The organism is Streptomyces apricus (genome assembly GCF_008369065.1).
In the GTDB taxonomy this organism is placed as follows: domain Bacteria; phylum Actinomycetota; class Actinomycetes; order Streptomycetales; family Streptomycetaceae; genus Streptomyces; species Streptomyces apricus.
Genome location: NZ_VDFC01000048.1, coordinates 65,916 through 78,118 on the forward strand (window position 1 = coordinate 65,916; position 12,203 = coordinate 78,118).

At 73.3% G+C, this 12,203-nt stretch carries 9 protein-coding genes; 4 read left to right on the forward strand and 5 right to left on the reverse strand.

What is annotated here, in order from left to right:
* Window positions 1–74: 74 nt before the first annotated feature.
* From FGF04_RS29945 to FGF04_RS29955, 3 genes are all read right to left on the reverse strand, one after another.
* A complete protein-coding gene (locus FGF04_RS29945; protein ID WP_149514487.1) occupies window positions 75–1,532 on the reverse strand; it encodes a PP2C family protein-serine/threonine phosphatase in 1,458 nt (485 codons plus the stop codon).
* A gap of 275 nt (window positions 1,533–1,807) precedes the next feature.
* On the reverse strand, window positions 1,808–2,569 hold the full coding sequence (locus tag FGF04_RS29950; protein WP_149514488.1) for an HAD family hydrolase: 762 nt from the start codon (window positions 2,567–2,569) through the stop codon (window positions 1,808–1,810).
* Window positions 2,570–2,655: 86 nt separating this feature from the next.
* On the reverse strand, window positions 2,656–3,291 hold the full coding sequence (locus FGF04_RS29955) for a hypothetical protein (protein WP_149514489.1): 636 nt from the start codon (window positions 3,289–3,291) through the stop codon (window positions 2,656–2,658).
* A 167-nt stretch (window positions 3,292–3,458) separates the two neighbouring features.
* On the opposite strand from FGF04_RS29955, the gene FGF04_RS29960 reads away from it, so the two are divergent.
* A complete protein-coding gene (locus FGF04_RS29960; protein ID WP_149514490.1) occupies window positions 3,459–5,606 on the forward strand; it encodes a PI-PLC domain-containing protein in 2,148 nt (715 codons plus the stop codon).
* 83 nt (window positions 5,607–5,689) lie between these two features.
* Here the strand turns inward: FGF04_RS29960 and FGF04_RS29965 are convergent, their stop codons facing one another.
* Complete coding sequence (locus tag FGF04_RS29965; protein ID WP_149514491.1) at window positions 5,690–6,784, reverse strand: baeRF3 domain-containing protein; 1,095 nt, start codon at window positions 6,782–6,784, stop codon at window positions 5,690–5,692.
* 126 nt (window positions 6,785–6,910) lie between these two features.
* Between FGF04_RS29965 and FGF04_RS29970 the strand changes: the two genes are divergently transcribed.
* Window positions 6,911–8,344, forward strand: coding sequence for a basic amino acid/polyamine antiporter (locus tag FGF04_RS29970; RefSeq protein WP_149514492.1), 1,434 nt, complete (start codon window positions 6,911–6,913; stop codon window positions 8,342–8,344).
* Window positions 8,345–8,390: 46 nt separating this feature from the next.
* Entirely contained in the window at window positions 8,391–9,653 is a 1,263-nt protein-coding gene (locus tag FGF04_RS29975; protein WP_149514493.1) for an arginine deiminase, read from the forward strand.
* Between the two features lie 40 nt (window positions 9,654–9,693).
* On the opposite strand, the gene FGF04_RS29980 is transcribed toward FGF04_RS29975, so the two are convergent.
* Window positions 9,694–11,391 (reverse strand): alpha/beta hydrolase, encoded by a 1,698-nt coding sequence (locus FGF04_RS29980; RefSeq protein ID WP_149514494.1) that lies wholly within the window; start codon window positions 11,389–11,391, stop codon window positions 9,694–9,696.
* Window positions 11,392–11,711: 320 nt separating this feature from the next.
* Between FGF04_RS29980 and FGF04_RS29985 the strand changes: the two genes are divergently transcribed.
* Window positions 11,712–12,203: chaplin (locus tag FGF04_RS29985; RefSeq protein ID WP_149514495.1), on the forward strand; the 492-nt coding region annotated here is incomplete at its 3' end.

Below are 12,203 nucleotides of genomic sequence, written 5' to 3' on the forward strand. Positions count from 1 at the left end.
GGCGCGCGGGCACAGGGGGCCCGCACGTTTCACCGATCCTTCGGTCCGCCGGTAGTCCGGCCGTCCCGGCTGTCTCATCCGTCCCGGCCGTGCCGGGCGGCGACCCGGGCGACGAGCACGCAGGCGTCGTCCTCGCGCTCCGTCGTGCCCAGTTCCTCCACCACCGTCCGCAGGCAGTCCTGTGCGGTACGGGCCGCGTGGAAACGCGGCGCCAGGCCGAGGAGCCGGTCCACGGCAGCGGCGCCCTCGCCGTGCCCGGTCGCGTCCGGGTGCGCGGGGATTGGTCCGTTGGTGTGCAGGAGGAGCAGGTCGCCCGGTTCCAGCGGCACCTCTGCCTGCCCGTACACGGCGCCCGGGGTGGCGCCGAGCAGGACGCCGTCCGGCGGGGTCAGCACGCGTCCCGTCCCGTTGCGGAACAGCAGCGGGGCGGGGTGCCCGGCCTGCGCCCAGACCAGGGTCCGGCTCCCGGGGCGGTAGCGGCAGCACACCGCGCTGCCCAGGGCCGGCTGGGCCGGGGTGTCGAGGAGCTGGTTGAGCCAGGTCATCAGCCGGCCGGGCTCGGCGCCCGCCATGGCCATGCCGCGCAGCGCGCCGAGCAGCATCGCCATGCCCGAGGTGACGGCGACCCCCTGGCCGGTGAGGTCGCCCACGCTCAACAGCGTTTCGCCGTCGGGCAGTTGAAGCGCGTCGTACCAGTCGCCCCCGATACGGGCGCCGGCCGAGGAGGGGAGGTAGCGGGCGGCGAGCTCCAGCGTGTCCCGGCCCTGCTGCGGAAGGAGCAGGGGACCGCGCCAGGGCGGCAGGACAGCTTCCTGCAGCTCGACCGCGAGGCGGTGCTCGGTCTGCGCGGCGTGCCGCTGCCGCTGCAGGGAGGCATGGGTCTCGCCGACGGTGCGCCGGTGGCGCCGCAGCTCGCTGACGTCGCGCAGGACGGCCCACATGGAGGCGGTGCTGCCGTCCGCGTCGAGCACGGGCTCGCCCATGATGTGCACGGTCCGTACGCCGCCGTCGGGCCGTACCACCCGGAACTCCCCGTCGATCGGCTTGGCGTCGACGAGGCAGTCCGTGACCATGCAGGTCAGCTTCGGCCGGTCCTCGTCGAGGACGACGGAAGGCAGCTCGTCGAGGGTGAGCGGGGGAGCCGCGGGGTCCCGGCCGAGGATCTGGTAGAGCTCCCCGGACCAGCCGGCCTCGTCCGTGAGCAGGTTCCACTCGGCGCTGCCGACGCGGCTGAGCAGCGAACCGGCCCCGGAGGACGTGGCGGAGGGTGCGGCCACGTGCTCGACGGGCGCCGGCGGCGGACCGTCCCGCAACTGGGCCAGATGCGCGTCGAGGTCGTCGAGCTGGTGCACCGCGAGGTCGCACAGGGCGCGCTGCCAGCGCCCCTCCGGGTCGGTGCCGTCCACCGGGGCGTCCCGCCGTACGGCGTCCATCTCGCCCCGCAGCCGCCGGGCCTGCGAGATGAGCGCCTCGACCGAGCCGCGCGGGGGCGGCTGGGCGGCAGGGTGGTCCGCCGAGAGATGGGACGGCATGACTACTCCGATACAGGCACGCTACGGCCAGGACAACGGGAGGGACCGCTACGACTGTCGCACAGCCCGCGAGGCCCTGTAAGGGCTTTGGCAACACACGACGGAGCGGTGCCCCTGGCATGTGCCCGAGTCCTCGCACCCGCCCCCACCGGGACGGATCGGGCACCGAAGCCCACCGCCAAATCGTAGCCCCCACAAGTGAGTTGAAAGAAAACGACCACTTTGGAGAAACCACTGACGCAGATGTTCGGTAGAGCACCCGTACGCACCCGATCTCAGCATGTGTCGCCCCCGCCGGACCCGTCGGCGTCCACCCCGGCCAGCCGCACCACCACGTCCAGCCCCCGGTGCGAACCCAGGGCGGCCCCGGCGGGCAGTACGTAGGCGCGCAGCCCGGCGCCCGCCGCCCCGCCGTCCTTCGCCGGATGGTCGCCCACCATCAGCGTCTCGGCGGGGGCGACCCCCAGTTCACGGCAGGCGTGCTCGAAGAGGGCCGGATCGGGCTTCTCCGTGGCGTGGGCGTAGGAGTGCACCCAGGCCCCGAAATGCCGGTCGAGTCCGTGGTGGGCGAACGTCGCCCGCAGGTCCCAGCCCACGTCGCTGACCACGCCGAGCGCGATCCCCGCGCCGGCCAGCCGCGCGAGCGTGGCTCCGGTGTCCGCGTACGGGACCCAGTGCTCCGGTGCCCGCAACTGCTCGTAGAGCACGTCCGCGTACGGCGCCAGTGCGGGCACCGAGGCGTACCACGTGGTGAAAGCGTGGCGATGCGCCTGCGAGGACACGTCGCGCCCGCGCTGCGCCTCGATGACTCCCGGATCGGTCAGTCCCGTCTCCAGTCCGTCCAGGATCCGGTCCATCTCGGGATCGCCGACACGGCGTCCGAGCGCGCTGCGGATCCGGTCCGCGTACGTGCCCATCTGGAAGAGCGTGCCGCCGAAGTCGAAGAGCACGGCCCGCACGGGAGCCGGGCCCCGTCCGGGCGGTGTGGCGCGCAAGGGGCCTTCGGGGCCGCTGGCCGGGAGCGGGGAGTGAGCCATCCGCTCTTCCTAGCCGCTCGGTGCGGCCGGGACAATCCCCTGCTCCTGAGGCAGCCGGAAGCTCGTGAAGCGGTGTGCCGTGTCGGTCAGTACCGTTGCGCCTGTGCCAGTTCCGGGGTCAGGGGCGGGTCGGCCGGTTTGCGGCTCACCGCCAGGGGCTCGGCGCGTTCGCCGGGGGCCAGGTCCTCGGCGCCCACGTACCTGGTCTCCACCGTCCTGCCGGACGAGTCGCGGAAATCGACCCGCACGGCGTACGAGGCCTCGGCGTCTGTCTTGTTGGTGATGGTCACCAGGACGGCGAGCAGGCCCCCGGTCTCGGACCTGGGCTTGCCCCGCACGGAGACCTCCGACAGCGCGTTGCCCCGGCCGTCGACGTCGTCGAGGACCTCCTCGGCGGCCTCGGAGGCGCGGGCCACCTCCGCGGACACGGACGCCTCGAAGGCGGAGGCCGCGGCCGAGGCCGACGACGCCGCCGCGGACGCCGAGGCGCGGACGGACTCCACCACCGACTCCTTCATCGAGGGGGCGGTGCCCGAGAAGGACGCGGTGTCGGGAGGGGTGGGGCGCTCGCTGAAGGACGGGGCCGAGCCGCCCGGGTCGTCGTCGGCGCCGCACGACGTGAGAGCGCCCGTGACCGCGAGGATGGCCGCCACCGCGACGACGGCCGAACGCGTACGGCCCGGACGGTGGGACTGGGACCCGCGGGGCGGTGGTGTGGTCATCAAGGCCCTGTCCTTGCTGTGGGGGAGGGTGGGAGAGGGGTGGGAGAGAGGGGGCTTAATGCACCTTATGGGGGGAATGCGTGCGCGGCATTCCGTGCGGAGTCGCTTCGGGTGCGCGTCCTGCCGCTCGGGTCGACGGCGGGCGGTCCCGGGCGCAGCATGGGGGAATGGTCGTGCCGACCCGGATACGGGTGCTGCGCCGTGTGGCCTGGATCTGCGCCGTGCTGTGCGTCGCGGTCGTGGCCCTGACGGCCACCGCCCGCAGCACGGTCCTGAACGCGGGCTTCCACCGCGCGGTGCTCGACGACGAGCACGCGTACGACCGCCTCTACAACCAGGTGCTGGTCGACCCGGAGATCAGGCCCGTCACCCGTGACCTGCTCGGACGGCTGCCGGTCCCCGAGGCCGTGCTCACCTCCAACCTGAAGACGGTCCTCCCGCCCGAGACGCTGCGCACCCTCACGGACCAGCAGCTCGGCCACGTCGTCGACTACCTGCGCGCCGACACCGACCGGCTGCGGCTCTCCGTCGACCTGCGGCCCGTCATCGCCAATGTCGGCGGTCTGAGCAGGACCTACTTCGGGGACCTGGTCTCCTCGCTCCAGGAGCAGCGGGAGCCGGACTTCGCGGCCTTCCGCACCGACCTGAAGGACGCGGTGGGCGAGGTGGCCGCCGGACGGCCACCGGAAGGGCTGCCCGCGCTGGCCCTGACGAAGGCCCAGGCGGCCACCGCCACCGACGTCCTCCTGCGTGCCGTCCCCGAGGACGCGCGCGCCGCGCTGCGCCCGGAGGTCGCGGTGGCCCTGGAGAACGGCGACGTGGCCACCGCCCTCGCCGCCGTCGCACCGGCGGCCGTCTCCGAGCGCACCCGGGACGCCGCCACCCGGCTGCGCACGGTCGCGGACGGCGGCACCTGGAACGTCGCCGCCGACCTCGAACTGGACGAGCTGAGCCGCGTCCGCGCGGCCACCGGGCTCGCCCTGGACGTGGTCGAACCCCTGGCCGCGGTTCTCGGCACCGCGGCCCTCGCCGTCCTTTGGTTCACCGGTCCCGGGGCGAGGACCCGGCGGCTGCGGCACCTCGGGTGGGCCCTGGGGGCCGGCGGCCTGTGCGCCGCGCTCGCCGCCCTCGCCCTCCTCCTGGCCGTGGGCACCCGGCCGGTCGACGCCCCCGCCGGCTGGCCGCGGTCGGCGGCCCGGCTGCTCGACGACCTCCAGGCCACCGCGGCCGACCGGTTCCTCACGGCCGCGCTGACCGCCGCCCTCGTACCGCTGGCGGCGGGCGCCCTGCTGGTCGGCCTCGCCTGGACGGCGGAGCGGCGGGAGGCGCCCGGCCCCGCGTGGCGCACGGGGCTCGGTCCCGCGGCCGGCGCGGTGGTGCTCGCCCTGGCCGGGGCCGCACTCGTCCCGGTCGCCTTCGCCGGCGACGGCGCGCGCCGGTGCATGGGCAGCCCGCACCTGTGCGACCGGCGCTACGACGAGGTCGCCCAGCTCACCTCGCACAACGCCATGTCCACCACGGCCGACCGGTTCATCGGCCCGCTCCAGGACCCCCTCATCACCGATCAGCTGGACAGCGGCGTACGCGGGCTGCAGCTCGACACCTACCGGTGGGAGCGGCCGGAGGAGCTGACCGGGCGGCTCGACGAGTCGGACTTCCCGCCCGAGCTGCGCCGCCAGATCGCGGCCGCCGTCGGACGGATCAACCCGCCGAGGCCCGGCCGGTGGCTGTGCCACTCCGTCTGCCGCGCGGGCGCGGTCGAACTGGTCCCGGAACTGCGGCAGATCGGGCAGTGGCTGCGCGCCCACCCGGACGACGTGGTCACCCTGATCCTCCAGGACGGCATCAGCGCCGAGGACACCGAGGGCGCGTTCCGCGCGGCGGGCCTGGAAGACCTGCTGTTCACACCGGACGAGGACCCCGACCGCCCCTGGCCGACACTCGGCGAGATGATCGACAGCGGCCGGCGGCTGGTCGTCTTCGCCGAGCAGGCCGACGGGCCCGCGCCCTGGTACCGCAACTTCTACGCGTACGGCATGGAGACGCCGTTCGCCTTCCGGACCCCCGCCGAACTGAGCTGCGCCCCGCACCGCGGCGGCACGGACGGGCAGCTGTTCCTGCTCAACCACTTCATCACCGCCGACGGCGGCAGCCGGCTGGACGCGGGCGTCATCAACACCCGCCAGGCCGTCCTCGACCGCGTACACGCCTGCGAACGGAGCAGGGGCAGGCCGGTCACCTTCGTCGCCGTCGACTACGTGACCGTCGGCGACGCGAAGGCGGCCGTCGACCGGCTCAACGCCGAGCGGGGCTGACCCGGTTCGCGCCGGACCGGACCAGCCGCGGACTGGACCAGCCGCGGAACGGACCGGCCGCGGACCGGACCGGCCCCGGCTCCTCAGTACCGCAGCACCGCCGCGATGCCCTCCGCCTCCGCCAGCGCGCCGTCCGGGACGAAGCGGACCTCGGCGCCGGTGTCCAGGCACTGCTCCACGATCTCGTCCACGATGTCCTCCCGGGCGTCGAGGTCGCCGCTGTCGGCCGGGACGAGATGGGGGCCGTCGTCGCGTACCGTCACGCGGTAGTTCTCCTCGACGGCCAGCAGCCGCACCCGGCCCTCGGTCGCGTTCTGCCACACCTCGTCGACGCCCGCCGCGTACTCCCGCCGCCCCCTGGCGTCTTCGAGCGCCTGCAGCACGCCTTCGGCGCGCCGCACGTCCTCGGCCGTGACCAGCGGGCCGACCGCCTGCCACACCGCCTCGGCCCCGGCGTGCCCGAGCCCGCCGTGCGGTACGTGCACGGCGTCCTTGGCCACGGTGCCGACCTCCTCGAACAGGGCGAGCGCGGGCCGGTCACCGACGACGTACAGGGGGCGCGGGAACGAGCGCAGGACACCGGCGAGCGCGGTGTCGGCCTCCCGCACGAAGTGGCGCATCTGCTCGTCGCGGAAGGTGCCCGGCAGATCGCCGGCACGTTGCTGCCGCTCCGGGTCCGGGTCCCCGAGACTCCGCGTCATCGGGAAGCCCGCCATGGCCGACTCGGCGACCCGTTCGCCGCCACCGCTCCACAGCCTGATCCGGTCGGCGGAGAGGGTCATCACCCAGAACGGGCTCTCGGCGGCTCGCGCGGCCACCAGATTGCGGGTCAGGAACGTGTCCGAGAGGACGACACGCTCCGGAACGGTCCGGGACAGCGCCCACACCTGGTGCTCCCCGGGTGCCGCGAAGATCACCAGACCGTCCCGGACGTCGATCGGATCGACCTCCGCCAGCGCCTGTTCGAGCTGCTCGACGACATCGATGCGCCGCTCGCGGGTGACCGCGGGGTCGCTCTCCAGCTTTTTCCTGGCCTCGGCCAGCAGATTGCGCAGCCGGACGGGATCCTGCGCGTTGTCGGGTTCCGCGCGGTGGGTCGGCGCCAGTACCGACACCGCCGGGTAGGGCCGCGGCCTGCGCAGCTCGGTCAGGACGGCAGGGCTCAGCTGATGCTCCATATGGGCACCATATGACCGTATGGGCGGCGGGGCATCCGGCGGGACCAGATCGCGCAAAACGGGTCATACGTTGTTAATCTCACCGAGCGGCAGCGTCGCGCCTCCCTGCTACGCCCGAGGACCCACATGAGCCACGCCGAGAGCGGAACCGGGACGGACTCCCGCACCCCCACAGCCAAGCTGACCCTGCCCACCCTGACCACCATGGTCGTCGGATCCATGGTCGGCGCCGGAGTCTTCTCCCTGCCCCGGCGCTTCGGCCAGGAGACCGGCGTGGCCGGCGCGKTCATCGCGTGGGCGGTGGCCGGCACCGGCATGCTGATGCTCGCCTTCGTCTTCCAGCGCCTCGCGCTGCGCAGACCCGACCTCGACGCCGGTGTCTACGCCTACGCGAAGGCCGGCTTCGGCGAGTACCTCGGTTTCTTCGCCGCCTTCGGCTACTGGGCGAGCGCCTGCGTCGGCAACGTGACGTACTGGGTGCTCATCATGTCGACGATCGGCGCGGTCGCCCCGGCGCTCGGCGACGGCGACACCGTCCTCGCCCTGCTGCTCTCCTCGGCCGGCCTGTGGGCGTTCTTCCTGCTCATCAGCCGCGGCGTCAAGGAGGCGGCGGCGATCAACAGGATCGTCACCATCGCCAAGCTCGTCCCCATCCTGGTGTTCGTCCTCATCGCGCTGTTCTGCCTCAAGCCGCACGTCTTCGCCGGGAACTTCGCCGGCACCGACGACGCCGGCTCCCTGTTCCAGCAGGTCAAGGGCACCATGCTGGCCACCGTCTTCGTGTTCCTGGGCGTCGAGGGCGCCAGCGTCTACTCCCGGCACGCCGAACGCCGCGAGGACGTCGGCCGCGCCACCGTCCTGGGCTTCCTCAGCGTCTTCGCCATCTTCGCCTCGGTCACCGTCGTGTCGTACGGCATCCTGCCGATGGACGAGATCGCCGAACTGCGCCAGCCGTCCATGGCCGGCGTCCTGGAGGAGGCGGTCGGCACCTGGGGCCAGGTGTTCGTCAGCGTCGGCCTGATCGTCTCCGTCCTCGGCGCCTACCTCGCCTGGACCCTGATGTCCGCCGAGGTGCTCTTCGTCGCCGCGAAGGACGAGGACATGCCCCGCTTCCTCGCCCGCTCCACCGCGGCCGACGTACCCGTGCCCGCCCTGGTGATGACCACCGTGCTCACCCAGGTCGTGCTCGTCGTCACCCTCTTCTCGGACGACGCGTTCAACTTCGCGCTCGACCTCACCAGCGCCCTGACCCTCATCCCGTTCCTGCTCGCCGCGGCCTTCGCCGTGCGGGTCGCCCGGTCCGGCGGCGCGGGCCGCGGGGACCTGCCCGTCGCCCTCCTGGCCACCGTCTACACCGCGTTCCTCATCTACGCGGCCGGCCTCAAGTACCTCCTCGTGTCGCTCATCATCTACGCGCCCGCCACGATCCTGTTCGTGATGGCCCGCCGCGAGCAGGGCAGACGGCTCTTCTCGCCCGGCGAACTCGTCGTCCTCGCGGTCTCGGTCGCCGGGGCCGCCGTGGGCGTCGTCGCCCTCGCCCGCGGCTGGATCAGCCTCTGACGCCGCACCAGGCCGCGACCGCTCCCGATCCCGCGAAAGGCAGACCGTGACCGCACAGGACACCCCCGACCGGCCCGCGTACGGCGTCCATTCCGAGGTCGGCAGACTGCGCAAGGTGCTGGTCTGCGCGCCCGGCCTCGCCCACCGCAGGCTCACCCCCACCAACTCCGACGACCTGCTCTTCGACGACGTCCTGTGGGTGGAGAACGCCCAGCGCGACCACGCCGACTTCGTGGACGAACTGCGCCGGCGGGGCGTCGACGTCGTCGAACTGCACGACCTGCTCGCGCAGACCGTGGCGCTCCCGCAGGCCCGCACCTGGCTGCTCGACCGCAAGATCACCGCGAACGAGGTCGGCCTCGGGCTCGTCGACGACACCCGCGCCTTCCTGGAGTCGCTGGAGCCGCGCCGCCTCGCCGAGTACCTGATCGGCGGCCTGGCCACCGTCGACCTGCCGGACGAGTTCCGCGACGACTACGTGGCGCTGGTCCGCGAGTCCACCGGCGCACGCGAGTACCTGATGCCGCCGCTGCCGAACACCCTCTACACCCGGGACACCACCTGCTGGCTGTACGGGGGTCTCACCCTCAACCCGCTGTACTGGCCCGCGCGCCACCACGAGACGCTCCTCATGAAGGCGATCTACACCTTCCATCCCGACTACAGGGACTCGACGGTGTGGTGGGGCGACCCCGAACTCGACTGGGGCCAGGCCACGTTCGAGGGCGGCGACATCATGCCCGTCGGCAACGGCGTGGTGCTCATGGGCATGAGCGAGCGCACCTCCCGGCAGGCGATCACCCAGGTCGCGGCCGCCCTGTTCGCCCAGGGCGCGGCCGAGCACGTGATCGTCGCCGGGATGCCGAAACTGCGGGCGGCGATGCACCTGGACACCGTGTTCACCTTCGCCGACCGGGACCTCGTGACCCTCTACCCGACCATCATGGACGGCGTCCACACCTTCTCCCTGCGGCCCGCCGACAAGGCACCCGGCATCGAACTCACCGACGAGGGCTCCCGCCGCTTCGTGGACGTGGTGGCCGGGGCCCTCGGGCTCGGCGCCCTGCGGGTCGTGGAGACGGGCGGCGACGTGTACGCCTCCGAGCGGCAGCAGTGGGACAGCGGGAACAACGCGGTCGCGCTGGAGCCCGGCGTGGTGTTCACCTACGACCGCAACACGCAGACCAACGCGCTCCTGCGCGAGGCGGGCGTCGAGGTCATCACCATCGTCGGCGCCGAACTGGGACGGGGGAGGGGCGGCGGGCACTGCATGACGTGCCCGATCGTGCGCGACCCGGTCGACTTCTGAGCCCGGTCCCCGGCCCGCCGTCACCCTCCGCTCGCGCGGCTCACTCCTCCGCGCCGCACGAACTGCCGTCGGCCGGCAGCCGCCCGTACAGCAGGAAGTCGTCGATCTTCCGGTGCACGCACTTCGAGGAGGAGTAACCGGTGTGGCCCTCGCCCTTGTTGTCGAGGACCACGGCCGACGGGCCGAGCCGGTCGGCGGTCTCCGTGGTCCAGCGGTACGGGGTCGCCGGATCGCCGCGGGTGCCGACGAGCAGCATCTTCGGCGTGTCGACGTCCCGCACCTCCTCGCGGATGTACGAGGTGCCCTTGGGGCGGCCGTAACACATCAGGGCCTGGGCGAGCCGGTAGCGGCCGAAGACCGGTGAGGCCCGTTCGTACCTGGCCCGCAGCCTGCCGAGGTCCTCGACGATCCGGTCGGCGCCGGGCCGGTCGGGGTCGTCGGCGCAGTTGACGGCCATCAGCGCGGCGGGGAGGTTGTCGAAGGGGACCGCGCCCTCGTCGACGAGGGTCTCGTGCCCGCCACCGCCATCGCCATCGCCATCGCCATCGCCATCGCCACCGTCACCGTCACCGTCACCGTCGCCGGTGACGGGGACGGTGACGGGGACGACGCCCGGGAACGCGCCCCCGGCGACGTAGAAGCGCATGATGCCGCGGGTGTCGCCGTCCTGGACGAGCGAGGTGAGCGCCTGCGAGAGGGCGGGCCACAACTCCTTGCTGTACAGGGCCTGCCCGATGGCACCGACCAGGTCCTGGCCCGAGAAGGGCATGCCGAAGTCCGCCGGCACCGGCTCCGCGTCCAGCGAGTCGATCAGCCGCACCACCTCCTCGCGGGCCGAGCGCGGGTCCTGGCCGAACGCGCAGTTCATGTCCCGCGTGCACCAGTCGAGGAAGTCCTCCAGGGCGGTCTGCTGGCCCTGCGCGCCGGTGGCGCCCTGCTCGGCGAGCGGCTCGGTGAGGGTGTCCACGCCGTCGAGGACCATACGGCCCGTGCGCCCGGGGAACTGGGCCGCGTACACCGCGCCCAGCCGTGTCCCGTACGAGAAGCCGAGGTAGTTGAGCTTCTTGTCGCCGAGGGCCGCGCGCATCACGTCCAGGTCGCGCGCCGCGTCGACCGTGCCGATGTGCTCCATCACCGGCCCGGAGCTCTCGGCGCACTCGGCGGCGACCTTCCGCAGCACCTCCAGGGCGGCCCGCGGATCCTCGCTCTCCTCCGGCACGGTCTCCGGCTCCTCCGTCCCGCCGTCCGCATCGGTGTCAGCATCCGGGTTCGGGTCCGGGTCCGCCTCGGGGTCCGTGGAGCCCATGCCGTCGCCGCAGGTGACCGGGGAACTGCGGCCGACCCCGCGCGGGTCGAAGCTCACCACGTCGTAGCCGTTCGTGAGCCCCATGAAGTCCTCGGCGCCACCCGCGAGTTCACCGACCCCCGGGCCGCCGGGGCCGCCGAAGTTCAGCAGCACCGAGCCCCTGGAGTCGCCCGTCGCCCTGAACCTCGCCATGGCCAGTTCGAGCGTGCCGCCGTCGGGGCGCGCGTAGTCGAGGGGGACGGTCACCTTCCCGCACTGCAGGCCGTCGGGCAGGTCGTCGCCCGGGCAGGCAGTCCAGGCGATCCGCTGGTCGTGGAAGCGGGACAGGTCGGGTCGTTCGCCGGCCGCCGCGGTCACCGACGGCAGGCCCGCACCGAGCAGGACCAGCGTCATGGCGCGGGCGAAGGCGCGGCGTTGGTGCGTCGACAGCATCACAGGCCTCCCGGGACGCCCCGGCCCGCGGCCGGGGATTCCCCCTGGATCACGATAAGCGGGGCTCCCCGCCCGCGCCTGCGGGCGGGCGGAACGGCTACGGAGGCCTTATGCTGCGCCGCCGCTCCGACGTGCCCGGCGTGCCCGGCGTGCCCGACGTGCTCGGCTAGCGAGGAGCGCACTCGGCCGCGTGTTCGGTGCCTGGGTCCGTGTCCCCTCGAAGGGGGGTGAACGGCGGGCGGGCCATAACCTGCGTGGTCCGGCCGCGTTTGCACGGTGCGGGCGGCTGCCCGTCACAGAGTCGGGAAGGCAGGGACCCCATGAAACGGGTTGCCCGAAGTGGTTTGATCATCGCGGCCGCCGCCTCCGGCGCCATGGGCGTGACGATGCCGGCGCACGCGGACTCCGGGGCCGGCGGCGTCTCGGCCGGTTCGCCCGGAGTGGTCTCCGGCAACACCCTCCAGCTCCCCGTGCACATCCCGGTGAACGCGTGCGGGAACACCGTGAACGTGGTCGGGCTCCTCAACCCCGCCGCGGGCAACGGCTGCGCGAACGAGGGCGACGGCGGCGGGAGCGGCCACCACGGCTCCTCGGGCGCGGTCGCCGACGGCGTGCAGAAGGATTCGCCCGGCCTGGTCTCCGGCAACGGGGTGCAGCTCCCCGTGCAGCTGCCGGTGAACGTCACCGGCAACTCGGTGGGCGTCGTCGGCATCGGCAACCCCTCGGTCGGCAACGAGTCCACGAACACCTCGGCGGACGGACCGCAGCTCCCCGAGGCGCCGTCCGGCCCGAAGCCGGCCCAGCCGCCGCAG

What these genes read in the sequence shown, in the direction of transcription:
- FGF04_RS29965 (WP_149514491.1), bottom strand. Translation starts at nt 6,784, where the DNA reads ATGGAGCATCAGCTGAGCCCTGCCGTCCTGACCGAGCTGCGCAGGCCG.
- FGF04_RS29955 (WP_149514489.1), bottom strand. Translation starts at nt 3,291, where the DNA reads ATGACCACACCACCGCCCCGCGGGTCCCAGTCCCACCGTCCGGGCCGT.
- FGF04_RS29945 (WP_149514487.1), bottom strand. Translation starts at nt 1,532, where the DNA reads ATGCCGTCCCATCTCTCGGCGGACCACCCTGCCGCCCAGCCGCCCCCG.
- FGF04_RS29950 (WP_149514488.1), bottom strand. Translation starts at nt 2,569, where the DNA reads ATGGCTCACTCCCCGCTCCCGGCCAGCGGCCCCGAAGGCCCCTTGCGC.
- FGF04_RS29980 (WP_149514494.1), bottom strand. Translation starts at nt 11,391, where the DNA reads ATGCTGTCGACGCACCAACGCCGCGCCTTCGCCCGCGCCATGACGCTG.
- FGF04_RS29960 (WP_149514490.1), top strand. Translation starts at nt 3,459, where the DNA reads ATGGTCGTGCCGACCCGGATACGGGTGCTGCGCCGTGTGGCCTGGATC.